Annotated in this window: 23 protein-coding genes; 7 read left to right on the top strand and 16 right to left on the bottom strand. The window is 58.1% G+C overall.

Going from position 1 to position 26,495, the window contains the following annotated elements; all coding sequences use genetic code 11:
• Positions 1 to 464: 464 nt before the first annotated feature.
• The 10 genes from FHS27_RS16855 to FHS27_RS16810 form a co-directional block, all read right to left on the bottom strand.
• On the bottom strand, positions 465 to 1,952 hold the full coding sequence (locus FHS27_RS16855; protein WP_246419959.1) for a M12 family metallo-peptidase: 1,488 nt from the start codon (positions 1,950 to 1,952) through the stop codon (positions 465 to 467).
• 650 nt (positions 1,953 to 2,602) lie between these two features.
• Positions 2,603 to 3,370: a flagellar biosynthetic protein FliO gene (gene fliO / locus FHS27_RS16850; protein WP_184306065.1), complete on the bottom strand. Its 768-nt coding sequence runs from the start codon at positions 3,368 to 3,370 to the stop codon at positions 2,603 to 2,605.
• A gap of 2 nt (positions 3,371 to 3,372) precedes the next feature.
• The gene (fliN, locus tag FHS27_RS16845) at positions 3,373 to 3,792 is read right to left on the bottom strand and encodes a flagellar motor switch protein FliN (protein WP_184306064.1); all 420 of its coding nucleotides are present in this window, start codon (positions 3,790 to 3,792) and stop codon (positions 3,373 to 3,375) included.
• An 18-nt stretch (positions 3,793 to 3,810) separates the two neighbouring features.
• Positions 3,811 to 4,368, bottom strand: a complete 558-nt coding sequence (locus FHS27_RS16840; RefSeq protein WP_184306063.1) for a dihydrolipoamide acetyltransferase — start codon at positions 4,366 to 4,368, stop codon at positions 3,811 to 3,813.
• 81 nt (positions 4,369 to 4,449) lie between these two features.
• Entirely contained in the window at positions 4,450 to 5,202 is a 753-nt protein-coding gene (locus tag FHS27_RS16835; protein ID WP_246419955.1) for an OmpA/MotB family protein, read from the bottom strand.
• On the bottom strand, positions 5,202 to 5,963 hold the full coding sequence (locus FHS27_RS16830) for a motility protein A (RefSeq protein WP_009102604.1): 762 nt from the start codon (positions 5,961 to 5,963) through the stop codon (positions 5,202 to 5,204). Before FHS27_RS16830 ends, FHS27_RS16835 begins: the two co-directional genes overlap by 1 nt.
• 12 nt (positions 5,964 to 5,975) lie before the next feature.
• The gene (locus FHS27_RS16825; RefSeq protein ID WP_184306062.1) at positions 5,976 to 6,218 is read right to left on the bottom strand and encodes a flagellar FlbD family protein; all 243 of its coding nucleotides are present in this window, start codon (positions 6,216 to 6,218) and stop codon (positions 5,976 to 5,978) included.
• A 248-nt stretch (positions 6,219 to 6,466) separates the two neighbouring features.
• The gene (locus tag FHS27_RS16820; protein WP_184306061.1) at positions 6,467 to 7,171 is read right to left on the bottom strand and encodes an RNA polymerase sigma factor; all 705 of its coding nucleotides are present in this window, start codon (positions 7,169 to 7,171) and stop codon (positions 6,467 to 6,469) included.
• Between the two features lie 383 nt (positions 7,172 to 7,554).
• Positions 7,555 to 8,697, bottom strand: a complete 1,143-nt coding sequence (gene mutY / locus FHS27_RS16815; RefSeq protein ID WP_315854593.1) for an A/G-specific adenine glycosylase — start codon at positions 8,695 to 8,697, stop codon at positions 7,555 to 7,557.
• Positions 8,694 to 10,049 carry a PDZ domain-containing protein gene (locus FHS27_RS16810; RefSeq protein ID WP_315854592.1) on the bottom strand — a complete coding sequence of 452 codons (1,356 nt, stop codon included), beginning with the start codon at positions 10,047 to 10,049 and terminating at the stop codon, positions 8,694 to 8,696. The genes mutY and FHS27_RS16810 overlap by 4 nt, the downstream gene beginning before the upstream one ends.
• Before the next feature lie 171 nt (positions 10,050 to 10,220).
• On the opposite strand from FHS27_RS16810, the gene FHS27_RS16805 reads away from it, so the two are divergent.
• Complete coding sequence (locus FHS27_RS16805; RefSeq protein ID WP_184306060.1) at positions 10,221 to 11,720, top strand: ammonium transporter; 1,500 nt, start codon at positions 10,221 to 10,223, stop codon at positions 11,718 to 11,720.
• A 214-nt stretch (positions 11,721 to 11,934) separates the two neighbouring features.
• Here FHS27_RS16805 and FHS27_RS16800 read toward each other — a convergent pair whose 3' ends face one another.
• A complete protein-coding gene (locus tag FHS27_RS16800; RefSeq protein ID WP_184306059.1) occupies positions 11,935 to 12,888 on the bottom strand; it encodes a WecB/TagA/CpsF family glycosyltransferase in 954 nt (317 codons plus the stop codon).
• A 103-nt stretch (positions 12,889 to 12,991) separates the two neighbouring features.
• Between FHS27_RS16800 and FHS27_RS16795 the strand changes: the two genes are divergently transcribed.
• On the top strand, positions 12,992 to 14,263 hold the full coding sequence (locus FHS27_RS16795; protein ID WP_184306058.1) for a hypothetical protein: 1,272 nt from the start codon (positions 12,992 to 12,994) through the stop codon (positions 14,261 to 14,263).
• On the opposite strand, the gene mutS is transcribed toward FHS27_RS16795, so the two are convergent.
• Positions 14,254 to 16,902, bottom strand: a complete 2,649-nt coding sequence (gene mutS / locus FHS27_RS16790; protein WP_184306057.1) for a DNA mismatch repair protein MutS — start codon at positions 16,900 to 16,902, stop codon at positions 14,254 to 14,256. The genes FHS27_RS16795 and mutS overlap by 10 nt on opposite strands.
• A 47-nt stretch (positions 16,903 to 16,949) precedes the next feature.
• A complete protein-coding gene (locus FHS27_RS16785; RefSeq protein ID WP_315854606.1) occupies positions 16,950 to 17,699 on the bottom strand; it encodes an NIPSNAP family protein in 750 nt (249 codons plus the stop codon).
• A gap of 724 nt (positions 17,700 to 18,423) precedes the next feature.
• Here FHS27_RS16785 and FHS27_RS16780 point away from each other — a divergent pair.
• The 4 genes from FHS27_RS16780 to FHS27_RS16765 all read left to right on the top strand — a co-directional run bounded on the left by FHS27_RS16780 (position 18,424) and on the right by FHS27_RS16765 (position 22,100).
• Positions 18,424 to 19,950 carry a rhamnulokinase gene (locus tag FHS27_RS16780; protein ID WP_184306055.1) on the top strand — a complete coding sequence of 509 codons (1,527 nt, stop codon included), beginning with the start codon at positions 18,424 to 18,426 and terminating at the stop codon, positions 19,948 to 19,950.
• A 60-nt stretch (positions 19,951 to 20,010) separates the two neighbouring features.
• The gene (locus FHS27_RS16775) at positions 20,011 to 20,628 is read left to right on the top strand and encodes a 5-formyltetrahydrofolate cyclo-ligase (RefSeq protein WP_184306054.1); all 618 of its coding nucleotides are present in this window, start codon (positions 20,011 to 20,013) and stop codon (positions 20,626 to 20,628) included.
• A gap of 70 nt (positions 20,629 to 20,698) precedes the next feature.
• The gene (locus tag FHS27_RS16770; RefSeq protein ID WP_184306053.1) at positions 20,699 to 21,124 is read left to right on the top strand and encodes an Rrf2 family transcriptional regulator; all 426 of its coding nucleotides are present in this window, start codon (positions 20,699 to 20,701) and stop codon (positions 21,122 to 21,124) included.
• 328 nt (positions 21,125 to 21,452) lie between these two features.
• A complete protein-coding gene (locus FHS27_RS16765) occupies positions 21,453 to 22,100 on the top strand; it encodes a class I SAM-dependent methyltransferase (RefSeq protein WP_184306052.1) in 648 nt (215 codons plus the stop codon).
• A gap of 151 nt (positions 22,101 to 22,251) precedes the next feature.
• Here the strand turns inward: FHS27_RS16765 and FHS27_RS16760 are convergent, their stop codons facing one another.
• The 3 genes from FHS27_RS16760 to FHS27_RS16750 form a co-directional block, all read right to left on the bottom strand.
• Positions 22,252 to 22,449 (bottom strand): hypothetical protein, encoded by a 198-nt coding sequence (locus tag FHS27_RS16760; protein ID WP_184306051.1) that lies wholly within the window; start codon positions 22,447 to 22,449, stop codon positions 22,252 to 22,254.
• A gap of 69 nt (positions 22,450 to 22,518) precedes the next feature.
• Positions 22,519 to 23,946, bottom strand: a complete 1,428-nt coding sequence (locus FHS27_RS16755; protein WP_184306050.1) for a purine-cytosine permease family protein — start codon at positions 23,944 to 23,946, stop codon at positions 22,519 to 22,521.
• Between the two features lie 117 nt (positions 23,947 to 24,063).
• Positions 24,064 to 25,353 (bottom strand): L-rhamnose isomerase, encoded by a 1,290-nt coding sequence (locus FHS27_RS16750; protein ID WP_184306049.1) that lies wholly within the window; start codon positions 25,351 to 25,353, stop codon positions 24,064 to 24,066.
• A gap of 210 nt (positions 25,354 to 25,563) precedes the next feature.
• On the opposite strand from FHS27_RS16750, the gene FHS27_RS16745 reads away from it, so the two are divergent.
• Positions 25,564 to 26,487, top strand: coding sequence for a helix-turn-helix domain-containing protein (locus FHS27_RS16745; protein WP_184306048.1), 924 nt, complete (start codon positions 25,564 to 25,566; stop codon positions 26,485 to 26,487).
• Positions 26,488 to 26,495 lie beyond the last annotated feature (8 nt).

Below are 26,495 nucleotides of genomic sequence, written 5' to 3'. Positions count from 1 at the left end.
CGCTTGCGAGATTTGGTCGATGCCGAACGTAGACGGCACGGGCCCCGTGCCGTTCGGGTGTAAAACGGATTTGAATGGCGATCTGTGTGCGACTCGTCAATGCGAGTTTTGGCTCGTCGAGAGGTTGTTGGCGTTGGATGTAGGCACAGGGCCTGTGCCTACTACGCGAGGGTGTTTGGAAATGGGACGAATCTGTTCGCGATTGATCTGTGTGAAAGCCAACCGCTTGCGAGATTTGGTCGATGCCGAGCGTAGACGGCACGGGCCCCGTGCCGTTCGGGTGTAAAACGGATTTGATTGGCGATCTGTGTGCGACTCGTCAATGCGAGTTTTGGCTCGTCGAGAGGTTGTTGGCGTTGGATGTAGGCACAGGCCCTGTGCCTACTACGTGGGGGTGTTTGGGAAGGCAGCGAACGTGACGGGCGAAATGATTCGCTGTTGTTTCATGCGTTTCCCGACGTCCTCTAAAGGTCGTTGACTCTTTCGATGGACAACCGGGTAATGACCCAATTGGGATCAGATCCGCCATTGTCGAAGAAGTTTAGGTCAAGCCTTCGGTCGGTGACTTCGACGTCGAAGTGTCCGGGACGACCATCGCTTTCGGCGGTGACGTAGGAATACTGGCCTTTGGCTGAATCGAGACGCCGCGTGATTAGTTGTCCTTCGGCGCGAACGCCCATGGCATCGTGCGGGTAGTCCCGGTCGCCCATGTTGATCGTGATCCGGTAAACCCCGTTGGCAATGCGATGCCGCAGTGTGTTGGGTTTGTTGCTGTACACAAAATCTTGGTTGATTTTGTTTAGCCCCGACGCGGTACCTCGGTCCGCTGACAAAACCTCGCCTTTCCATGTCACATCCCCTGAGGTTGTGGGCGATATTCGTAGGTACCCGGGTTGCACCGGAGATGTCTCGGTGCCGAAGTCATAGTGATACTCGCCCGCATCCATGTCGACAATTAGTTCACGTGAGTGAACGTACACGGCACCAAAGTCGGTTTTACCGGTCGTGTCGAAAACGGTGTAGTGAAAGAAATCTTCGCCGTTGGATAGTCCGTTCTGGGGCATGTGGTATTTGATTTCGTTTCGTCCGCCCGGGCCCGTGCCTTCGGAAAGGCTGATGATCGCACCTTGGTGACTGACTGTATCGAGTAGCCGGACATCCAGCACGTCATTGTTGACATCGTAGTCGTTGGCAACCACATCGATTGTCGTTGTGACGCCATCGAGTGGGACTTCGTCTCGCATGCCAAACGGTTTGACGGGACCGGGAACGACAAGATCGCCATGAGATCGGCGTTCGTTGCGAGTCGACATCACTTTCATCGCTTCGTCTGACGCCATGCGACCGACGTTGCCCCGGTTGCCAACCATGATGCTGATGGGATTGAGCGTGCCACCGGCCGTCGAGGCTCCCTGCTTTTCTCGGGGGCTCGATTCATAGAAGAAGCCGCTCGCGTTGGTATGGTGCAGTCCCCAGGAGTGTCCGAATTCATGAGCGAGTGTTCCATCGGCCCAACTCGTCTTTCCGCGTCCACCTACGGTCGCGTAACGCTGTCTTGATCCGACACTTTTGACGTAAGCCAATCCCGATGGTGGGTAGTAGACGTGGTAGCACGCCAAGTCGTGAGTGGTGCCAACGACTTGAGGGTGTTTGTTCCAATAATCGCGAAACGCCGCTAGGCTGTTTCCGGCGTTGCGCCCGCCGCCCGTTTCGCGAACCAGATCACGAAGCGGATCCTCGTCCACGTTGTCGCGAATGATGACTTTGCCGATTCGGAATTTGATTCCAGCGGCGTGCAGGTAGCGTCGTTCTAAATTGGGAACAATCGATTTGACCACTTCTTCGGCCGCCTTGCGGTCTCCGTTGTACGCCGACTTTTCGAAGAAAGCGCGCGACCCGATTTCCACACCAATCTCAAACTCCAGCACATCCATCACGCGATCAGGAGGCAACGTGGCAGCGGATGGGGCGCCTGCTTGATCGGGTTTGGCGGCCCTCGATCGAGACGGCGAGAATGCAGTGAATGAAATTAGAACAACAAGCAGTGTCCAAGTGGCCACACATCTTTTATGGGGCAATGGATGCGTTAGTGGATATATAGATTCGTACGTCCATAGATTGTGGTTGTTCACGACGTTGATTCTCGTTTGTGCGTACCGTTTGAGTGGTTCGTATCTCTACGCACAAACTAATACGTTTGAGTAATAACGCTAGTACGTTCAGCATCCGCCAATCAACAATGAGTTCCATTGAAGAGTGTTATTTGGTCAATAGAATACGATGACGCATGCCTCCAAGACGTTCAGTGCGTTTTGAGCGGTAAAGACGCTGAAGCAAGAGCCTTTCTGAAAGTGCGTCAGGCTTTTAGAAGTAGCCGCGTTAGCCGGAACATGTTCGACCGTTGGGTGACGGTGGCGACATCAAAGAGACGGTTCCGCGAGAGCATCGTGCAAGCTGCCGTGCTCGATCGCGGTTGATGGATTTGCCACAACTCGTTCGCCTCAAGAGTCGGGAGGCGTCGTTTGCATCTTTTAAGAAGCGTTCTCAGCGAGCCCGCATTGATGACTGCATTCGGCGCACGTCGCGGTGGGCGTTGCATTGTTTAAGCGGTGGCGAACAGTCGACCCGATTGGCGCGCCGATGCGGGTGGGGTGGGTGGTGAATCGGTAAAGCCTTTGACGGGCTCGAGTTCTATTTCACGTAGTGTTCGCTCGAAGACTTCGCGAGCTTCGGAGGAACAATTCGCGATCAGTTCGCGGACTTCGTCGGGGTTGGTGACTTCGGTGATCGGAGTGATTCCGCCGGCGGTTTGGCTGAGTACGAGAATGCGACGGCCGCACTTAACCAAGAGGAGTTTGGTGCGCGGGTCGAGCATCACGTGTCCGAGCGGTGTGAGTGCAGATGCGGGCAGTGGTTTGGATGCGGCGGCACCGCCACCAAATTTGCGTCCTGCCCAAACCAACGCGCAGAACAACGCCAACACGATCGAGAGGCTCGACGCAACGGTGACGAGCGGCCCGATCATTTTTGATCGTGATGATGCGGGGGTGGCGTCGAGGTCGACAGGATCAAATGCGATGTCGTCAGTCGCGTTCAGACCGTACGACTCGGAGGCGGCCGAATCGGTGTCCTGGACGCGGTACACTGGAGTCGCGGCGGTACCCTGGCGGGCGTCGGGGCGATCGGAACTCGGCGTTCGTGGATTCAGTGACGGGAAACCGCCGCTACGGGCGATGACCTGGGGACGACCATCGTTTTCTGGATCGAGGTTATTCGTTTGGTTTTCCCATGCCAGGGCAGGGGAGGCGATCAGCGAAAGGGCGATCGTGACCACGAAAAGGGGGCAGGAGTGTTTGAGAGTTCTGTTCACGTCTAGGCTCCGATCAGTTCGGTGACGCGAACGCAAAAGTTGTCGTTCATGACGAGCACTTCGCCGCGTGCGATCAGGCGGCCGTTGGCAAAAATGTCGACGGGGTCGCCGGCGAGTTTATCCAACGCGACGACGCTGCCTCGGCGAAGACGCAGGACTTCCTCAAGTCGCATTTTGGTGCGTCCGAGTTCGATCCGCAGGTCCATCTCGACTTCATCGATGAGGTCGACGTCGTGGGCCATTTCTTCGAGCTCAGCGGGCGAGAGGTCGCCCAATGCGAATGGGCGCGCGACATCTCGTTCCTTGCTCTCTTCATCACCGGTGGCGGCGGAGAGGGATTGCGAGGCCTCGTTCAGGAGGGCTTCGATGTCGTCCGTGTTGAGCTGTTCCTTGGCACCGCTCGAGCTGTCCGTCGTGCTCATCGCCCGTCCTTGGGTATATCAGTCCTCGATCAGTTGGTAGTCGTTGAAACCGACTCCCAGCAACATATCTTCATCCAGTAGGTGGTTGCATATCGTCAAAATCCGTCTTTCGAGCAAGCCCAATTGGTTGTCTTGGAGCTCGCTGAGTTCGCTGTTTCGGATTTTTTTGCGGATTTCGTGGCGAAGTCGTCCGGTTTTGCTTTCGAACTCTTTCTCCATTTTTTCGCGATTTTTCGCCCGGATCAATCCGTAGAGCCGCAATTCGACTCGGAAGGAGCGGTCCGTATCGGTCGGGCTGAACGTTTCCCCGAACGTGCCGAGCTCGAATTCCTCGACGAGATTTTCGTCCGAGGCTTCTTGTTCGGCTTCTTCGGCACCCTCTTGGACGGACTGAATCAATTGTTGCTCGGCGAGTGCACTGACCTGTTCGGCACTGGGGACGAGGAAGAAGAACATGGCGGTTTCGATGACCACGATCATGCCAACGAAACCGATGACCAATCCCAAATTGCTGCGCGGACGCTGGGTTGGCGGATCGGATTCCGTTTCGGTTGATGGAGCGGCTTCGTCAGCCATGGCATTTTCCTACGGGAGTCGATGACGGTGAGTCAATGAAGTTTGATATCGAAAAAACTACGTCTGCGGCTACGTGAGTTCCTAGCTGCTATTTCGTTCGCCGGAGGTGTCCGCGATCCCTCGCGGGTCTTCGACACGTTCGTCGAGCATGAAGACTTCGACGCGGGAGTCGTTTCCGAACTTGCCGCCAGGACTGTTGCGTGTGATCGGTTCGGTCGCTTCGGCGGACGAAACACGGAATCGGTCTGCGGAGATGCCTTCGGCGTCCACGAGATAACGTTTCACAGCAGCCGATCGCCGAATCGCGAGTAGCATGGCTTCGTCGGTACCGCCGGTGCGTGCGGCGAACTCGGCCGACACATGTCCGCGGACTTCGATGCGTTGCGGTTTACCCCGAAGCTGTTTCGCGGCCTGCTTTAGAATGTTGGTGGCTTCGCTGCTGAGTTGATCGCTGCCGACTTCGAAGAACACGACGCTGCCGACGGCGGTCATCTGTCCTGGGCGGACGATTCGAACATGCTGTTCTTCGCCGACGGGAGCCTTCTCGGGGACGCCGCCTTTTGCGGTATCCTTTTTCTTGGCCCGACCGGTCGTTGAGAGAACGGCGAACTCGGTTTCGCGAGGTTTCGATTTACCCGGTGTGAGTGCGTCGATGGTTTTCGCGTATCCGAATTGTTGTTGCATCGAATCAACGAGTGCCTGATACGTTTCCTCTTCTTTGATCTCGCTGAGCGAAACCAACATGATGAAGAACGTGAGCAGGAGGCTCATCATATCGCCGAAGGTGACAACCCATTCCGGGATGCCCATTTCCTCTTCTTCTTCCATTTCCATCAGGCTAGCTCGCGTTGTTTGGCAGGAAGGTAGGTTTGGAGTTTCTGGTCGATGGCCCGCGGGCTCTCGCCGGATTGAATCGCCATCACGCCGCGAATTGCGATCTCCATACTGAGTTGTTCGTTGCGGCTCATCAGTCCGAGTTTTTCAGCGAAGGGGCTGAAGAAGACGTTTGCCACGATCGCCCCGTAGAGCGTCGTGATGAGTGCGACCGCCATCCCGGCACCAATCCCGGACGGGTCGGACATGTCTTGCAACATCATGATCAAACCCATCAGCGTTCCGATCATCCCGTAGGCGGGAGCGAAACGACCGAGTTGATCCATGATGCTCTTGCCTTCGCGGTGCCGCATCGCCATCCCGGCGACTTCGGTACGCAGGACTTCTTCGACAATCTCGGGAGCGGTTCCGTCGACGGCCATTTGCAGTCCCGTTCGAACGAGCGGGTTTTGGATGTCGCCGATCTTGGCTTCGAGGGCGAGCAGTCCATCTTTCCGAGCGACTTCGGCGAGTTCGACGATCGACTTGATCAACGCGAGCCGATCTTCGGCTTTGTTCATGATGACTTTGAGCGCGATGATCGGACTCTTCAGGATGCTGCCCAAGGGGAAGCAAATGAGTGCGGCGGCGAACGCACCCCCGACCACAACGAGCCCGGAAGGCACGTCGATAAATGCGGAGAACGGTGCGGCTCCCAACATGATCGAAACGAGGATCAAACCCATGGCGAGGATCAGACCGATAAGACTGGCGATATCCATTACGAATGATTCCTACAGCGATTGATTCGTTGGTTCAGCCAACCGAACGCTGGACGCGACGGGAGGCGGTGGCAAAAAGTGTTTTTGTTGTTGGTACGCAATCGAGCGATCGACGACCTCATCCATCGTTTCACGCACCACGATTCGTTCGCCACTATTGAGCGTCACGAATGTGTCACCACGACGGTCGACATACCGAATTAATTCGGCGTTGAGAATGAACGTCTCACCGTCCAGGCGTGTTAGTTTGATCATCGCCAGTGGCCCCCCGGCTACTTATTGGTGACGTACGATTGGTTTTACGTGCAAGGCTAGGACACAAAACGGGACCACGCGTGCACGAATCTCCTATTCGGGACAACGCGAAGCAGGCGTGTCGTTTCGGCAGCCGTCAGGATCCGGAGAATCGGAATAGCCCGCGCGTCGGCCGCAGCAGATTCGATGTTTGCACAAAAAAAGCCACGCTCGTGAGCGTGGCTTGGGGGGCAAAGTGGCGATGCGGATCAGGCTTCGCGAGGTTCGTGGCTGTCGTCCCACAATCCGGTGAGATGGTTGATCGCCGAGTGCAGGCGACTCTTAACCGTTCCGACCGGGATGCCGAGTGCTTCGGCCGCTTCGCGATATTTCAGTCCGCGATAGTAGACCAGCTCGACGACTTGCTGCATCGGCTCACCGAGCGAGGCGACGGCGTCGTGGACCCAGCGACCGTTTTCTTCACGCGACGCTTCGGCCAACGGATCGGCACTCGCGCCGACCAATTTCTCTGACCAACTGCCGCCACGGTCATCGTCCTGTCCGCCACTGGGGCGATCGAGGCTGACCATCCGGTGACGTTTGTTGCGACGTTGAACATCGATCGCTTGATTGGTCGCGATCGCGTAGAGCCACGGGCGGAAACGCCGGGTCAGGTCGAACTGCTGGCACTTCAGGTGCACTTGCAGGAAGGTGCCCTGGAAGGCGTCTTCGGCCATCTCCGCGTTACCCATGTAACGACGCAGGTAAGCGTAGATTTCTCGTTCATATCGACGCATCAGCGTCTCGTAGATCGCTCGGTCGCCGTTTTGGCGATAGCGTGCGATGAGGTCTTCGTCTGTTATTTCCTGTTCCGGAGCAACCGATGCCGCACGGCTTCGAACCTGTTCTGATGCCAGTGGCGTAGGAACGTTTGTCGGCTTCTCGGGAGCAGTCGCGCTCGTAGAAAAGTTCATAGGTTCCGTCTTTTGAAAAGGGGATAAAAAGATCATGGGATCGGCGCAGTTGGATTCTGGTTGATGCGCCTAAGAAGGTCAACTTCTCTGTAGAATAAATGCGTATCCAGAGGGGGCTGTCCGCCACGAAAAGGGGCCGGATAGGCCCGAGAACCGAGATAATCCCGAAAACCGGGTGGATTCACGTAGTTTTGGACGGTGGGAAATCCTCTGAGAAGGCAATAGCGGTGGATAAGCCACCGTCATTATGGTTTTGGTGGTGCGGAAAGTCAACCTTATGGGTTCGTCATTCCATGAGGTTGCGAGGTGTTTGAGGCTGTTTCGAACGTGAATATCGGTCGCGGGGCAGGCTGGGATGTGGGCGCGTGTTCACTGGCGCCGGGTCACGAGAATTGATTCTTTTCGACCCAATTAAGCAGTCGCCGCCCCGTCGTGCTCATCGGCAGGTGTTTGAGTTGGTCGGGGGTGCGGAATTTCCACGGCTCGGCGAGAGCTTTGGGGCCGCCGGTGCGGGTTGCTCGGTAAACGTTGAGCGTGATGCGATATTTCGTCACCGCATGTTTCATCGTTTTGACGACTTCATCGAGCTGGATGCGACCGCCAAGATGATTGGTCAGCCATTGATGGAAGTGTTCGGCGTCGTTGGCGTCTGGGGGACCCGCTTTGGGGAAGTCCCACATGCCGGCGAACCGGGTGCCGGGGGGGATTTGGCGGACGAGCCATCGGCCTTGGTTGTCGCTGACGAGAGCCGCGTATTCCGAACGGGCTTCGTATTTCATTTTCTGCGTTTTGGCGGGAATCTCAGCTTGCAGGCCAGCAGCCCGGGCTTGGCAGGCTTTCGCGACCGGGCAGATCAGGCATTTGGGGTCACGCGGCGTGCAGACCAACGCGCCGAGTTCCATCGCGGCTTGGTTCAGCGAAGCGGGGCCGCGTGCTCGGTCGGTAGGCGAAAACTTTCGCGGCAACAGTTGTTCGGAGAAATCCCAGAGCGTGTCGAGTGATGCTTTCTCGTCAACGCTGTCCCGGAGTCCGATCAGGCGGCTGAACACGCGGATTGTGTTGCCTTCGAGAATCGGCAGCGGGAGGTTGGACGAAATCGAAAGGATCGCTCCGGCGGTGTAGCGTCCGATGCCCGGCAGCGCGAGTGCGTCGCGGTATTGCAAGGGAAACTCGCCGTTGTGGTTTTCGACAATCTGTTTGGCGGCCGCATGCATGGACCGGGCGCGGCGGTAATATCCGAGCCCTTCCCACATTCGCATCAGTTCACTCTCGTCGGCATCGGCGAGCGCTGCGGCGTCGGGGTAGCGATCGAGAAACCGCAAAAAATACGGGACCACGGTCGCGACCTGAGTTTGCTGGCACATGATCTCGCTGACCCAGACCCGGTAGGGTGTCGGGTCGCGACGCCAGGGCAGATCACGAGCGTGTTCGGCGAACCAATCCAACAACCCTTTTCGCACACGGGCTCGCCATCGGGCGTCGTTGGAAACCGGATCGCCGGCGGTCGAGGCGGGCGATGGGCTCACTGTTCCTCGAGTTTCCCGAGCCGAGCGGACGTTCGTTTTTCCTGCTGGCCTCTTTGGTAACGAATTTCAATCGCTTCGCCGGGCATGTGTGCGTCGATCGCCTTTTGCAGGTCTTTGAATTGTTTGATCGGTTTACCGTCAACTTCGAGCACGACGTCACCGGGCAGCAATCCGGCTTTCTCAGCAGCCTGTCCGCGGAGCACTTCGTTGATCAGGCACTCGTTGAAATTGTCATAGCACTGCACGCCGAGGAACCCGCCTTGTTTGAAGATGATTTCGAGGCCGGGCACGGTTTTTCGTAACGCTTCGACTCGTTCGGCGGGGGCCGCGGTACCGTTGAGCGTCAACGAAACGCGGATCGGTAATGTCGCGAGCTGGTCGATCAATTCGCCGCTCATCGGCACGTACCGCAATTCGAGTCGGCGGAGTTCGACGACGTCGCCGAGTGTTCGCAGTTCATCAGCGTCGATATCGCCATGAAGGAGAGCGAGCGTTTTTAAGTCTGGCATTTTCACAACGCCTTCGAGAATGTCTTGGCGAATGGCTTCTCCTTTGAGCCGAGCGTACTCGATTCCATCGACCCACTGCAGCAGATCGAGCAGCGAAGGGTCGCCTTCGAATTCGCCATCGAATTCAACGATCCGTTTGAGTTCGCTGCGGGAACCGATGATGAACTCAGTCGCGCCGATGAACACGCCCGCGTCACCGAGCAAATCGACCGCGAGAGCCCGACGCACGTCACGAACTTCTTTGGTTGCAATTTTCGCACGCGTCCCGCGACTGCCTCCGAGCGTGGAGATCCGCATCAACTCTTCCCATGCCGTTGGGGTGTCGGTGGGGTGGGCGGCCTCGGGTTGGACTGCGGTGGATTGGATGCGGGTGGGGGTGGGGGTGGCATCCGTTTGCGAGGCGGGGGCGACAGTCGAGGGGACGATTGACGCCGTTGAGGCGATTTCTTGCAGGATGCTGATCACGCGTTCGGTCGTTTCGAGATCTCCGGTGTCGAGTTCGGCGACCAGGCTCGGCACGGCGGCCTGCCCGACTCGGGTGAGATCGGCGGTCGCCCGTTTCCGTCGCAGGTACGAATTACTCGATAATTGCTTTACCCATTGCTCGATTTGCTCGTTCGAAACCGGCTCCGATTGCATCGGTTCCGAGGCGGGATCGGATTGCGATTTGTGTGAAGCCGCGGCGGGGGATGCGGGGGTTTGGGTGTCCGGTTCATCGCTGCGAGCAGGTGTTGACCCGACGACGACACCGACCAGGCACAGCAACACGGACGCGACCGGCGAGGCGGTTGGGCGACGGAAGGGGGAGTCCATCCGGCGACGGGAGGCAACTGACAAAATCACGAGAATTCTTGGGCGGGTGGAGCGGTGGACCGATCGTCGTGGACGGCCATTTTGGCATCTCTGTTCAGACGTCACTCGGGTACCCCCGGGCAGACCTCCGCATTATTCTAACGCATTGGTCGCTGTGACCAACATCACCTCATCCTACCTATCTGTGAGTCCGAAGTACCGATGTCTCTCCGCCCAATCTGGATCATTCTGCTCGGCTGGTTCATCGCCGCAGCATTTGTGTTTTCTGCTCCGACTGTTTCGGCGCAGGACGATTCCGCGAGTCCCGCCGCCGACGTTTCTGATGCCGATACCGCTCCCGCCGACGAGCCGGTCGCTGTCGAAGAAGCGGAGGCGGAAGAGGAGATCACGTTGGAAAGTTTGAAGGCGGAAGTCGAATTGGCGGCTTTGGCGGGGCACAACGGCTGGATGCTGGTTTGTTGTGCGTTGGTTCTGTTCATGACGGCGCCCGGGTTGGCGATGTTTTATGGCGGTTTGGTCCGACGCAAAAACGTGTTGAGCGTGATGATGCAGTGCATCTTTTTGATGGGTTTGATGACAGTCTTGTGGGCTCTCTACGGATACTCGCTCGCATTCGGTGGCGAAGGCGGATGGGTCGGTAACATGGACTACCTGTTCATGAATGGCGTGCAACGATATTGGGATGACGCGACCGGAGCGGCGATCACGCCGATGGAAGGTGGCATCACTCGCATGACTCACATGTTGTTCCAGGGGATGTTCTTTATCATCACACCGGCACTGATTTGCGGAGCGTTCGCGGAACGGATGAAGTTCAGTGCGATGGTGATCTTCTCGGTGCTTTGGGGCACGTTCATCTATTGCCCGTTGTGTCACTGGGTTTGGGACAGCGGCCCGCTCTCGTACAACGAAGGCAGCATCGCTGGCGGTGCGTTGGACTTTGCCGGCGGCACCGTCGTTCACATCAGCAGCGGTATTTCCGCGTTGGTCGCGGCGCTGTTGATCGGCCCGCGGATGGGGTATCCGAACGAACCGTTGCAGCCGCACAACCTGACCTACACCGCGCTCGGCGCAGCGATGTTGTGGGTGGGTTGGTTCGGATTCAACGCGGGTAGTGAATTGTTGTCCGATGATTTGACCAGCAGCGCGTTCATGGTGACGCATTTCTCAGCCGCCGCGGGTGCCGTGGCATGGGCGGTCGCTGAGTGGATTTGGTTGGGCAAGCCGACCGTTCTGGGCGCGAGCAGTGGTGCGGTCGCCGGATTGGTCTGCATTACTCCCGCCGCCGGATTTGTTCAGCCGATGCCGGCTCTCGTGATGGGCGGTCTCGCCGGATTCATTTGCTTCTGGTCGTGCTCGCGTCTGAAACACATGTTCGGTTACGACGATGCTTTGGATGCGTTCGGTGTCCACGGCATCGGCGGAACGCTCGGCGCGGTTTTGACGGGCGTGTTTGCAACCCGAGCGGCATGGGACGTCAGTGGCGGTGTGCCGATCGGATTGATCGAATCCGGTGGCAACGCAACGTTGTTGATCGGCCAGATCGTTGCGGTCTTGGTGACGTACGCCTTCGCGGGAATCGGCAGTTTGATCCTGCTCAAGGTGATCGACCTTGTTGTCGGATTACGCGTCGCCGCCGAGCACGAACAGCGTGGCCTCGACATCGCCGACCACGGCGAAGAAGGCTACCAGTTCGCTTGAGTTAGCTGTTAGCTGTTAGCCATTAGCCATTAGCCATTAGCCATTAGCCATTAGCCATTAGCCATTAGCTGGTGGCTGGTAGCTGGTGGCTGGTGGCTGGTGGCTGGTGGCTGGTGGCTGGTGGTGACGTCGGGCCGGTTTTGCCGGCCGGGATCTTAAGGTGACAGGCAGGGTCGACTTGAGTTGGCTTTGCCTGTTTGGTTCTCGGGCGTTGTTACGCAGCGGGGTTGTCGGGCGACATTCCCCATCGAGCGACTTGGTCTTTCCAGTCGCGAATTAGGGCTTTGCCCAGGAACCAAGCGTTGCCCGCGTAACGGGGAACGAGACGTCGGGGATCGCTGAACATGCGATACGCCCATTCGAAACCGAAACGTTGGTAGACTTCGGGGGCTCGCGTGGCGGTGCCGGCGATGAAATCAAACGACGCACCGAGCTGGATACTGACGGGGACGCCGAGCTGCCGGTAGTTGGCGTGGATCCATTTTTCGCCCTTGGGTTGTCCGAAGGCGACGAACAGTAGATCAGTCTTGGCATCGCGAATCCGCTGCAACTGGGCTTCGTGCTCTTCGGCGGACAGTTCGCGAAACGGTGGGCATTCGGTGCCGGCGATTTGCAGGCCGGGATACATCGCTTGCAACCGTGCGGCACATGTTTCGGCGACACCTTCGGCACCGCCGAGGAAAAACACTCGGTGTCCCTTTTCTGCGGCTCGCTGGCACAGGTGCATGATCATTTCGCTGCCGGCGACGCGTTCGGGCAGCGGGTTGGTTTTCAATTGGCTCCGCAACACGATCGGCTGGCCGTCGGCCAGAATCAGGTCGGCGTCGTTGGTGATCTCGCGGACGTGAGCATCCTGTCCGTTGAGCATGCAGTAGTTGAGGTTCGCGGTGATCACGTAACTCGGTTCGCGACGCGCGATCAGTCGGTCGATCGCCTCGATGCTCTGTGGCATGTCGAGTCGGTCAAACGGAACGTCCCAAATCTCAACCGTGTCGCGTGGCAGAACGGGAGCGACCGCGGTGGCGGGGCCGCGTGCCGTGCGGGCTGGCTTTGACGACGCGGTGTCATTGTGTTGTTTGGGTCTTGTCGCTCGCTTGGTTGTCGATTTTGGGACAACAACGGGTGCGGTTGGCGCGGTTAAGACGTTCGTATCGAGAGTAGGATACATGAGTCGCGAAGTAAAATGTGGTCGGTAGGGAATCGCGAGTGATCGCGGTAGACTGGCTGCTCAACTCTAGGTCACAAATCGCTATCGGAAGGTATACCTCGCGATGTTTCTGTTCTCATTGGAAGGGTTCTCGCCCGCGGCGCTCTCGTGTTACGGGGCGTCGTGGAATCGCACCGAGGCGATTGACGCGTTGGCGGCGCGCGGGACGGCCTGGGATCGCACGATCACCCCGGTCGCCGACCCAGTCGAGCAACTGAGCCGATGGTTGGCGTCGGCTAGCTTTCCTGCGGAACAGATGACTGTCGTGACCGATGACGAACGGCTCGGTGAATTGCCGATCGCGGACCGGATCGGCGAACTGATCGTGATTCCGACTCGGGCCGATGGTGTCGCGTTGACGTGGGAGGAAACCAACCTCGCGTCATTGGCGGCGATCGCGGCGGAGCAATTGCCTGACAATCCTCACGTCTGGATGCACAGCCGATTCTTGACGAAGTGTTGGGACGCACCCCGCGATCTTTTCCCCGTCGACCAACTCGATGAAGAAGACCTGGAGCCGATGGATCCGTCGGAGTCGATCGAGCACGAACTGAACTCGGTGGGCGACGTCCGGTCGACCGTGCCACCGATTCTCGACGAAACGCAGCCACCGAGTTTGTTGTTCGACCGGAGCGACGATCCGGATTGGATCATGGCGTGGATGCGAACGTACGGGTGTCAGATCCGATTGGTCGACGCGGTTACCGAATTAATGTGTTCGGTGGCGGAGGCGAGCGGTCAGTCGGCGATGGTTCTCGCGGGGGCGAGTGGATTCGCGTTGGGACAGAACCGAGCCGTCGGGCATCGTGCCGGTCCGCTGCGGTCGTGCCATGTTCACGTGCCGATGATATCGAGCGTGTTGGGAGCCGACGCGAGCGAGGTGTTGCCGGGCGCGGGCATCCGAGACCGGCGGGTGAGTTCGGCGGATTCATTGCCGGATGTGATTGCGGCAATGATCAAAGATTCGAAGACGTCTCCGATCTCACCGGAGGTTTGGGCCGCGCGAGATGACGAGAGGCAGGACGACGCACCGAGTGATGTTCGAGAAGCCCGTTCGGACAATTCACCGAGCGTTGTGACGAGCAACGCAGGAGTCAATGTGGCGATCACAACTGCGAACTGGTTCTACGTTCGCGACGGGGCGCAGGCACAAGGAGAACGGCACGACGGTGCTGAACAGTGTGAACCGGACTTCTCGAGAGGGAGCCACGGTCTAGGGCATTTGTTCCTCAAACCCGATGACCTCAACGACGTAAACGACGTGGCCCGGTTGAGGCACGACGTTACGGAAGAGTTGGAAGAGAAGCTCGTTAGCCAGCAAACGGCTCACGAATGAGCGAGTTCTTGTTTGGCTTTTTGTAAAAACTGCAGCGCGTCCATCGGCGTCATACTGTCGATCTCGACATTGCTGATCTTTTGAATCAACGGATGGTCGGCATAACCGAAGAGCGTCAGTTGGAACGTGTCGCCTGACTTGCCACCGCTCGGCGGCGCGATCGTTGGGCGGTCGTGATTGTCGCGGTGATCCGCTTCGAGTTGGAAGAGGATGTCTTTGGCGCGAGCGTTGACTTCCGGGGGAATGCCCGCCAGTCGTGCGACTTGGATTCCGTAACTCTTGTCCGCACTGCCGCTGACGATGCGGTGCAGGAAGACGACTTCTTCCTGCCATTCTTTCACGGCGACGTTCAGGTTGCTCACCCGCGGCAGCGTTTCTTCGAGCGCCGCGAGTTCGTGGTAGTGGGTTGCAAACAGGGTTCGGCACCCGATCTGTTCGTGCAAGTGTTCGGTGATCGCCCAGGCGAGCGATAGCCCGTCGTAGGTGCTCGTCCCGCGTCCGATCTCGTCCAGGATGACGAGGCTCCGGGACGTCGCGGTGTTGAGGATTCGCGCGGTCTCAACCATTTCGACCATGAACGTACTTTGACCACGGCTGAGTTCGTCACTCGCGCCGACACGTGCAAAGATGCGATCGGCGACACCGATTTCGGCGGCGTCGGCGGGGACGAAACTGCCCGTTTGTGCGAGCAGCGTGATTAACGCGACCTGCCGGATGTACGTGCTCTTTCCGGCCATGTTTGGTCCCGTGATCAACAGGATCATTCCCGTTTCGGGGCTCTGCATGCAATCGTTCGGAACGAATTCGCCGTGGGGCATCGAGACATCGAGGACCGGGTGACGTCCACCTTCGATTCGCAGCACGCTGTCGTCGGTGATTCGTGGCCGGTTCCAGTGATGTTGTGCGGCGACTTCCGCCATCGCGGCAAGGACATCGACGCGGGCGATCGCCTCGGCGACTTCTTGCAGGACGGCGAGATTCGTGTGCGCCATCTGACGCAGTTGTTGAAAGATGTTCTGCTCGCGAACGGTCGCCTGTTCGTCGGCGGCGAGCACTTTTTCTTCGTACTCTTTGAGTTCTGGCGTGATGTACCGTTCGCAATTTTTGAGGGTTTGTTTGCGAATGAAGTCAGCGGGGACTTTGTCTTTGTGGGCGTTGGAAACCTCGAGGAAGTAACCGAAGACGCGGTTGTATCCGACCTTCAGGTTTGTGATTCCCGTCTCGTCCATTTGCCGCTGCTGGTAGGAGGCAATCCATTGTTTGCCCCCTTTTGCGAGTTCGCGAAGTGAGTCGAGTTCTGCGTCATAACCGGCGCGGATGAAGTTCCCGTCGGCGGCCGAGATCGGGCACTCGTCGGCGAGCGCGTTTTCGAGATTGGTTCGCAGTTCGGGGCAAAGGTGCAATCGCGATTCGATCTCGGTGAGGCAGTGGCTGACGCGATCGGTCAGGCGAGCCTTGAGCGTCGGCAGCCCGCTGAGCGTGACGGCGATCTGTTGCAGGTCGCGCGGCCCCGTGCGACCGGTCGCGATCCGGGCCAGCAATCGGGTCAGGTCGTAGGTGTCACCCAGTATCTTTCGGACGTCGCCGCGCAGAGAATGATTAGCGACGAATTCAGAAACGGCGTCGGCCCGGTAGGCGATGTCCTCCGGTGCAATGAGTGGTGCCGCGAGGTAATCGCCGAGTAGACGCGAGCCCATCGGTGTGACGGCACGGTCGATCACGCCGAGCAACGCTCCGTCGCGGCTGCCCGTCCGCATCGTGCGGTTGATCTCGAGGCTTCGTCGAGTCGCCGCATCGATCTGCAGTACCGGGCTGCGGTTGTGACAGGTCAACACGCGGAAGTGATCGAGTGATCCGCGTTGGGTCTCTTGCAGGTACGACAACACCGCGCCGGCGGCGCGAATCGCGGGGCCGGAATCGGATTCGAACCCGAGTCCCTCGAGGCTGGAGACGCAGAGTTGTTTGGTGAGTGACTTTTCAGCCGCGTCGCGTGCAAAACTCCACGCGGGCCGACGCGTCCAAACCCATGGCATCGTCGTGTCGGGATGGATGTGCGGATCGTCTTCGCAGTAAATCACTTCGGCGGGCGAGATTCGTGCGAGTTCATCGTCGAGACGTGCGCGTGGAAAGACGCCTGACTCGAAACGGCCGCTGGACAATTCCGCCCACGCGATGCCGACCATTTGCGTCGCCGGATCGGCCTGCGACTTTTTCGATTTCGAGCCGCCTTTTCGTTTGCCCGAATCGCTCGGCACGATCACCGATGCGACGTAGTTGGGTTCTCGCGGGTCGAGCAACCCGTCGTCGGTCAACGTTCCGGCGCTGACGACGCGAGTCACCTCACGCCGGACGAGGCCTTTGGCCTGTTTGGGATCCTCGACCTGTTCGCAGACCGCGGCCCGATAACCGGCCCGGATCAACTTTTGCAAATATTGATCGAGCTGGTGATGCGGGAACCCGGCCATCGCGGTCGGGTTTTCGCTGTCCTTGTCTCGGCTGGTGAGGTTCAAGCCGAGAATCCCCGCCGCGGTTTTCGCGTCGTCGAGGAACAACTCGTAGAAGTCGCCCATGCGAAAGAACAGCAATGCGTCGCCGCACGCTTCTTTCGCTTCGTGATATTGTCTCATCATCGGTGTCATGACGAGAATCCTAGCGATCTGTCCGCTCGCCGGACAGAACCGAACGCTCACATTTGTGAGTAAGGTTTCGGCGAGAGAACGAATTTATCGATGCGGCTGACCGTACCGGCGTACTTCGGATTTTTGCTGAGGACTTTCCAATCCGGATGCACGCGGAACGCCTTCCACGCGTCTTGTCGTGCCGATTCGCTCGGATACAGCGTCAGGTACGTCAGGTTCGGCATTTGAGGCCCGAGAACACATTGGCCGACGAAGATCGGGGTGATGCCGCAATCGAGAAAGATCGGCACTTCGCCATTGTCGAACATCTCAACTTTTAAATCGCCGATACGTTCGTTGGCACTTTCGTAAAGTCGCAACTCATAAACGCGTTCGGAGTTTTCGAGACTGCCGTCGGCAACCTTGAGCTGGGGCCAACACGCCATCGACGAGAGCAGTTCGCTGCGGATGCGTTTATATGGCGAGTTCTGTGGGCCGCGATCGAGATAGTCTTTGGCGGCGGCTTGATATTGCGCGTCGTTGGCGAGTGAGTCACGCACCGACGCGATTTGATTGGGCGAGTCGTAAGGGATCACCACGAAGATCGCATTCGCACCGGTTTCGTCTTCCGCGTTAGGCGCAAACGCGCCGACGGTTTCAATGCCCAGTCGATTCAATGCGGGCAGCAGTGCGTTGGCGAGGTAATCGTCCACGGATGCCGCGTCGCCGTTGTCGCCGAGGTCGTAGGTGCGAACTTCGTAGAATTGTGAGCCAGCGGTCACGCCTTGGTCCGTCGGTTGGGCAACCGCGGGGGGCATCGAAATGGAGACCATCGTGACCAAAAACAGGCAGGTCGCCGAGACAAATCGGAGGGGCATGGCGGGCGATCGGGTGTGCGGGAGAGGGCAGGGAATTCGAGCCCGTGGGCTCACGGATTCCTAGCATAGCCGAACCGAGAATCGGTGGGCGAGGGCGCGTTCTTGGCGGGTTAGAGATGGCGGCGGAGGGCCACCTAAAGCCAAGCGAGCGTCCGCGACCGGGCACATCATGTCCCCGGCCCGTGGAGTCGTCGTGAAAAGAGACCGAAAGAACCCGGATGCCCTCGAAAACAAGCGTTTTCGTGGGATTGACGATGATTTTCGGACGATTCAACGAACGTCAGCCCATGGCCGCGAGCTGACCGCGTTCGGCTCCACGCGAAGGCGAACTCGCGGAGGTATGGACTAGCCTACGTGCCTGAGCATCCGGGTCAACATCTGTTTTTTCGATTTCATGTTTCCCACCGGATTGCGGGATTCTTCCCGTCGACGTCCGTGCAGGACACCCGGTTCTGTAACGAGCGACTGGGAAGGAGGTTGCGTCGAGATTGCCGCCTGAGGGGTATTTGCTAGCAAACCCGCCAAAATTCCTCCGTAATCCCAAATGGGGGGCGGTGCGGCGGGTCGCTTCCCCGGTCCCGCTTGGGTAACTTGGCGGCCGCACGATTTGCCGTTCCCGTTTCCACGCAAATCCTTCACGAACGCTCCTTGTAGGAAGATCCAATTGAACGATTCATTGGCAGCAGAAGCCACCGGCCTGAGGGGGCCAGTCCACCTGGCTGTCGATCTGGGTGCGTCGAGCGGGCGGGTGATCGCCGGAGCGTCGGACGGTGGGCAAATGCGGCTGGCGGAGGTTTGGCGATTCGAGAACAAACCGGTCCGGATGCAGAAGGACCTGTTGTGGAACCATCTCGGGTTGTGGCAGGACATCTCCCACGGGCTCCGTCTGGCGGCCGATCAGGTCGGGGCGGGGGCGGGTGAGGTGGTCTCGGTCGGCGTCGATACCTGGGGCGTTGATTTCGGATTCCTCGACGACAAGGATCAATTGATCAGTCCGGTGCGGTGCTATCGCGATCCTCGTAACCTGGGCCGGATGCAAGACGCTCTGCAACGAGTCTCACGCGAGGAGATTTTCGCCGAAACGGGGCTGCAGTTCATGGAGATCAACACGCTCTACCAATTACTCGCCGCTCAGCAAGCCGGTGACGTCGGATACCAAAACGCAACATCGTTGTTGATGATGGCCGACTTGTTCCACTGGATGCTCTCGGGCGAGCGGACGATCGAAGCGTCCAACGCGTCAACGAGCCAATTGTTGTCACCGGTCACGGGAACCTGGTCGACCAAATTGCTCGAGGCGTTCAACTTTCCCGCCAAGTGGTTCCCGACCCCGACACAAGCCGGCACGCCGATCGGCGTCGTCCAGAGCAGCGTTGCGGCGATGACGGGGCTGCACGACGTTCCCGTGATCGCGCCGGCGACGCACGACACGGCCTCGGCGGTTTTGTCGGTTCCCGCTGAGGGGTTCGCGCCCGCCCGGCCGGATTGGTGCTACATCAGTTCAGGCACGTGGTCGTTGATGGGCGTTGAGTTGCCGTCGCCGAAGGTCACGAATCTTTGTGCGGAATTGAATTTCACTAACGAAGGTGGCGTTCACGGCAGCACCCGTTTGCTGAAGAACATCGGCGGTCTGTGGATCTTTCAACAGATCCGCGCCGCGTTGCAGCGTCGCGGTTCGGCGCCGTCGTGGGCTGAAATGGTCGAAGCCGCAGAAGCCGCACCGGCGTTTTCGATGTTAATCAATCCGGACGACCCGTCCTTGCTCGCTCCCACGGACATGATTGACGAGATCTGCTCCCTCGCCGGACGGACCGGGCAAAAAGTGCCGATGGATAACGGCGTGCTGTTCCGATCGGCGCTTGAGGGATTGGCGCTTCGGTACCGTCTCACGCTCGAATCACTCGAACGGTTGACTGAATCATCGATCAACACGATCCACATTGTCGGCGGCGGTTCACTGAACGCGCTGCTGTGTCAGATGACCGCCGACGCGTGCAACCGAACCGTGGTCGCCGGCCCCGTTGAAGCGACCGCGATCGGTAACGTTGCGATGCAGATGATCGGTAGCGGGCGCCTGCACAGCATTGACGAGGCGCGGCAATTGATCCGCAACAGTTTCCCGACCCAAACGTACACACCGGGAAACAGTGGTGTTTGGGACGAGCCGGCAGCTCGATTCGCGGAGTTATAAACTGGCATCGTAAGCCGCAGCGTCAGTATGTTTTGTTCTTTGTCCTTGCCCGCCGTCACCATGGTACCTCCCTCAACGCCGCATCAAGAAGTCGGAAGGGACAAGCAATCGATCCGCGCCGTCGCCCGCGCCGCCCGGACGGCGCAGCTCGACAAAGAGAGGGTCAGTAAACACATTATCGACCGGGTTTTTGGCTTGCCTGATTATCAGAGTGCTGGTTGCGTTTTATGGTACGTCGACGTGCGGACGGAGGCCCGGACCCGTCATGCGTTACCCGATGCCGTCGCGAGTGAAAAGAAGATCGTGGTGCCGTATTGCGTCGACGGTGAACTCGAACTCTTTCTTCTCGAGTCGATGGATGAGTTGACCGAAGGCATGTACGGGATTCTCGAGCCGAGCCCGTCGGCCCGCGACGCCGCAGAAAAGAAAGTGTCGGTCGAAGACGTCGACGTGATCCTGGTGCCGGGATTGGCGTTTGATCCGATGGGCGGACGGATCGGCCATGGTAAGGGGTATTATGACAAGCTGCTAACGCGTGCTCGCTCGGACTGTTCACTGATCGGGCTGGCGTACGAATGTCAAATGTTTGAAGAGATCCCGATGCTGCGTCACGACGTTTCGATGGACAAGGTTGTCACCGAGTCCAATGTTTACGACGGCAGGGGGGGCAGGTCGTGAACAACGGTTTCGATAAACAGCGATTGAGAGAGCCATTGTTCTCGTTTTCTGATCCATTGATCGGCGCGTCATGGTAATTAACGCGGCGGTTCACTACGCATGTTTGGCGATGATGGATTTGGCGATCCATGGAGAGGATGGTGCGCCGGTACGGTCGAGCGAGATCATACGGCGGAATGAGATTCCGGGGCCGTTCCTGGTGCAGATTTTGCGGACGCTCAAATCGACGGGTTGGGTCAAAGCGATTCGCGGAAGCCAAGGAGGCTATCAATTGGTCGTCCAGCCGGATTCGATCACGTTGCTCGATATCGCCGAAGCGATCGGGTGCCCGGATTCGATCGCACCCGCCAAGGATGACGAACCGACGGCGCAGCAGGCGTTGAAGAAACACTGGCGGGCGGCTGACGAGCAGTCTCGGATGCAGCTCAGCCGGGTCCGGTTGGGTGACGTGATCCGTAGTATTCGCGAAAGTGACGAGCCGATGTTTTACATTTGACGCGGTATTCGATACGCGATGCGTTTTTGGCAGGAATCGCGTTTTTCACGTTGGCTGCGGGGCGAAATGAGGCCTCCCGCGTTATCCGGTGTTGCCGCGAATAAATTTCCAGCAGGGCGGGCCAAGGCGAACGGCCCACAACGACCGTCGAATTCACAATTCTCAGCGTGCTCCCTCTGCCGCGAAATGTAATTGTGGCGCAAAATTCGCTATGAAATTGGTTCGCAGCGCCCAATGTGGGCGGTAAATTGGCCAAGAAAATGCGACAATCTAATAAACAGGCGTGGGTTGGTTGCTCACGCGCCAACGCACCCGGGAAAGGGCATTCATGCTGAAATTGGAATCGAAGTCGGAAGGATCCGTGCCACAGCCGCACGAAAGCCATTTCTATCACAACCTCGTTCCGGCGTACCAAGCCCTTTGGCCGGCGGTTGCCAAGCGGCGGATTCAGGCAAACTTGACCGCGCTGAACATTCCGGCAGGCACCCGTGTTCTCGAAGTCGGTGTCGGCACCGGCATGTCGCTCGAAGCCTATCCCGAGCACGCGGATATTCTCGGCGTCGATTTGTCGGAATCGATGTTGGCAGAAGCCGAAGTGCTGATCGAAAAGAACGATTGGCAGCACATCAAGGTGCGTTCGATGAACGCGGAGCAGTTGGAGTTCGAGGATGCGAGCTTCGATCTCGTCACCTCGTTTCACACGATCAGTGTCGTCTCGCGGCCGGACCAAATGATGCGAGAAATGGTTCGCGTTTGCAAACCGGGTGGCCGCATCCTGGTGATCAATCACTTCCGCAGCGAGAACCCGTTGATCGCGCGAGTCGTCGACTCAGCCGGCGGAATCACGCGTCGTTTGGGCTGGCGAACCGATCTTGAAGTAAACGACCTCCTGAACGAATTGCCGATCGAAGTCGAGAGTTGTCACAAGAACAACCCGCTGTCGTTGTTCCGCGTCTTGGTCGCCAAACGCGTTTAGAGCAACTCTGTCTTGCAGTAGCCGCCGTCACCTGACGGTGGGCTATGCTCCGCGTCGTGTCACCCACGCTGCGGTAGACCGCCTCCTCGCGAACGCAGTTACCGCTTCTGTGTTATGCGATTGACTCAATCGCCCTCATGCAGACGGGGCTCTAGATCTCGACGTTGTCTGCGTCGACGGGGATTTCACGTCCCATCCACAGCGGCGTCGACGCGAACCAGATGATCGTGCCGATCAGTGCTGTTGTCTTCACCGCAGAATGGTTCATGCCACCGGCGAAGAAAATCACGCTGGGGATGGTGACGAGCGCTAATCCGATTAGCGAAGCAATCTTGAGTGTGTTGTTCATAAAATGGATTTCCTCAAATGAGTTGTTCGTAGCGAAAATGTCGTGAGCGGTCAGCGGCGATCCTGGACGCTACGAAACGAGAGGTGTTTTCGGGTGCATGAGTTTGCTGAGCAATAGGTAGATCACGCCCGATGCGATCCAGCATGGGACGACCGCGTAGGCGGCGAAGAGTTTGTCTGGGAACATCTGCGTCGGTACGAAGATCAGGTACAAACCCGCGGCAACCGGAATCAACCACGCCAACAGCACGGCGACATTGAACGAGTTGCCTTGGTGGAACGCGTTTTCCTCTCGCATGCCGAACCGTCGCATGAAGTAGAAGTCGACAAAGATGATTGCCCCCATCGGTCCGAGCACGGTCCCATAGGTTCCGACGAATCCCAGCAATTGATCGGACAGGTTCGGGAAGGCTCCCGCCGTCGTTGCAACGGCACCGGCGATCAGAGTCATGACGACGCGTGGGCTCTTGGGGAACACACCTTGGAAGGCAAGTCCGGCGCGATAGATCGTCGGGTTGGCCGTTGTCCAACCGGCGATGATCACGCAAATGATCCCCGTCCACCCGAGGGCGCCCCATGCCAGGGCACCGGGGTTCGCGGTCGTGTCTTGCGAGAGTTTGATTTGAGCGGCCAGCAACAGTGCCGCCGCGATCCAGGCCATGTAGTGACCGAGGAACATGCCGATTGCTGGCGCCCATCCCGACGAGGGACTGCGTGCGAAACGGAAGATCGAAAGGTCCGCCATCCCGAAGTGCATCGCACCGTTGCATAGCCAGGCGAAGACAACAATTTGCCAGAAGCCGAACTGTTGGACGCCGTCTTTTTCCTGCACGAAGTCGATCGCGTCCTGCCAGTACTTTCCTTCCGAGAGTGCGCTGATGGAATTGGCATCCATTTGTGTCAATGAAACGATTCCGCATGCGGCGAAGATTGCGATCATCCACGGTGCTGCGATGTTGGCGACTTGCGCGACGACCTGATATCCCGCCGCCGCGATGATCGCCATGACGACCCCGACAACGACAACGATAAGCGTGAAATCAGGGCTGCCGAGACCAAACGTCGATTCGGGGACCTCGTATAGCGTACCGAACGGAATCCCGACCGCGCTGGCGGACACCGTCACCATCGCTCCGGCAAGGAAACAAAACAGTACCCCGTTAACAACGTTGTACAGTTTGACGAGGCTACCGCCGGCGATCCGTTCGAGTTGGTAGTAGAGCGTCATCCGTTTCGCGATTGCGATCGGCGTGACCAGGAAACGCCATGTCAGTACCGCCAGGAAATTGCCGAGCAAAAGTCCGAACAGCAAATCCTGCAGGCTCGCACCGGCGGCGAGGAACAGTGGCCCGATCATGAATTCCGTACCGGCGGCATGCTCGCCGGCGTACATGCCCCAGAATTTTCCGGCACCGAGCAGTGCGGAGTCTGGAACGGGGTGTCGCTCGAATTCACCGCTCGTGGCGGTCTCGGCTTCGGTTGAATGTTCGTCGCTCAATGAAAAGTTCCCTGCGATGAATGAACGGAATGGTTGTCGCCGAAGCGAATCGGTAAATGGACTTCGATGACCGGGCGAATCGCCCGGTGGGCTAAATTAACGAATGGTGGACCGCAATTATGCGATCACGCTTTCTGGGCTTTCGCTACGTTTTGATAAGACGGACGATTCGTATTCGCGAACCGAGTCCAGCCACTGGCGGCCGACGGGAACGTCCGATGTTGCACAGTAGTGATCCCACACGGCGCCAAACGGCATCGTCTTTTGTTCTTCCATCAACGCGAGTCGCGCGGTGAAGTCGCCCTCACGTTCGAGTCGTTGGAGCTCTTCGCGAGGTTCGAGCAACGCCATCAAGAGTGCCTTCAGTGTGTTGCGAGTTCCGATCGCCCACGCTGCGATGCGATTGATACTGGCGTCGAAGAAGTCCAGTCCGATGTGAACGCGTCGCAGGTGATTTCCGCGGACGATCTCCTGCATGATCGCTTGCAATTCGTCTGACATCGTGACGACGTGATCGCTGTCCCACCGCACGCCCCGGCTGACGTGCAGCAGCAATTCGGGGACATACATCAATGTTGATGAGATTTTGTCCGAGATGACTTCCGTCGGGTGGAAGTGACCGGCATCGAGGCACAGCACTTTGTCACGCGTGATTGCATAGCCTAAGTAGAACTCGTGCGAGCCGACGACGTAGCTTTCCGATCCGATGCCAAACAGTTTGCATTCGACGGCATCGAGCAAGTAAGACGTGTCGAACGGTTCTTCAAAGATTCGATCGAGTGATTCGGCGAGACGATAGCGAGGCGTCGCGCGATCGGCCGGTGAGTCTTTGTATCCGTCGGGAACCCAGACATTGTTGACGCACGGGTTGTTTTGCGTCTTGCCCATTTCGGCCGCGATGCGTCGACAGGCGATCCCGTGATTGATCCAAAATTCGCGAATGCCTTCGTCGGGATGAGCGAGCGTGAGGCCATCGTCGGCCAGTGGGTGGGAAAAGTAGCTCGGGTTGAAATCGAGCGACACGCCTTGGTCACGGGACCAGTCGATCCAGCCTTGGAAATGTTCGACGCCGATGTCGGTTCGTTGCACCGGTTCGTCGAATTCACCGTAGAGGGCGTGGAGGTTCAGGCGGTGTTTTCCCGGGATCAGGGAATACGCCTTTTCCAGATCGCTGCGGAGTTCGGCGGCGTTGCGTGCCCGACCGGGGTAGTTGCCCGTGACAGCCAGGCCGCTACCCAGGGTTCCGCCGGTGTTTTCGAATCCTGCAACATCATCGCCCTGCCAGCAATGCACCGAGATTTCGGTGGCCCGAAGCTGTTTGAGAGCGTTTTCAACATCCACACCGGTACTCTGATACTGCTCCGTCGCTAAGGCATACGCGGAGTCGATATTCGAAAAGCTGGTCATTAATTCGCTATAGATTGAGGAGGAAGAGCAGGCTAGGCTGAGTGGCGTGGAGTGGACGACGGGAGGTAAGGAGCCGCTAAATGGAGTTCCGGAGGTGTTTGTTCACCCAAGCTCCAGAGGAACTTAATCCATTGTTTATCCGGATGCCTGGACTTTTGTGTGTTGCAATAGCACAAAAGTGCCGGTTCGTTCAGTTTTGTTAAAAAAGTTATGCCTGAATCGATTCGAGTTCTCCGAAAGAGTCAGTTTTTTCATCCTGACGGGTTCCCGATCGTGGTGACGCGGCGGGATCCACAGGAGCCTTTCGGGCTGCACTCCCACGAGTTTTGGGAGATCGTGATCATTACCGGGGGCAGCGGGCTGCACGTGACGGGCGACGATTCTTACGAATTAGCCGCAGGTGACGCATTTGTGATCGGAGGATCGCGGCCACACGACTATCAGAATCTCGACGATTTGCGACTGATTAACGTCCTGTTTGACAACAACGAATTGCCGTGGGGATTGGGGGATCTCAGCGAGATGCCGGGTTACCACGCGTTGTTCACGCTCGAGCCCGCCTTTCGCCAACGGCATCGTTTTGACAGCCGTTTGCGTTTGGATCCGATGGATCTCGCCTACGCGATCGAGCAAATTGAGCGACTCGAACACGAACTCGACGAACGTGCCGCTGGCTTTCGCGTGCAGGCATTTGCGATGATGATGCAGTTGGTGACTTTCTTGGCGCGGTGTTACGACCGTTGCCGGAGCCCGCGCAGTCAGGGGTTGTTGGAAGTGGCCGATGCGATCGCGCATATCGAAATTCACTACCCCGACGTGATCACGCTGGACCAGTTGATTCAGATTTCCAACATGTCGAGGCGAAATTTTCTGCGGACGTTTGAAACCGTGATGGGGGACTCGCCGATTCAGTACCTGATTCGGTTGCGAATCCGAAAAGCGTGCGAGCGTTTGAGGACGAGCCAAAAGAGTATTACGGAAATTGCGATGGATGTCGGATTCTCCGATAGCAACTATTTCAGCCGTAAATTTCGCGACGTGATCGGTGTTTCACCGCGAGAATACAAGCGAATGTACCGTGAAGTGCCTCCCGTCACCGGAGTCGACATGGGGCTCGACGACGGCAGTGATTGACGTGATGG

Origin of the sequence: Aporhodopirellula rubra, from assembly GCF_014192335.1 — a bacterium.
In the GTDB taxonomy this organism is placed as follows: domain Bacteria; phylum Planctomycetota; class Planctomycetia; order Pirellulales; family Pirellulaceae; genus Rhodopirellula; species Rhodopirellula rubra.
Note: the sequence above shows the minus strand (reverse complement) of the source record. Positions and strands in the feature narration are given on the sequence as shown.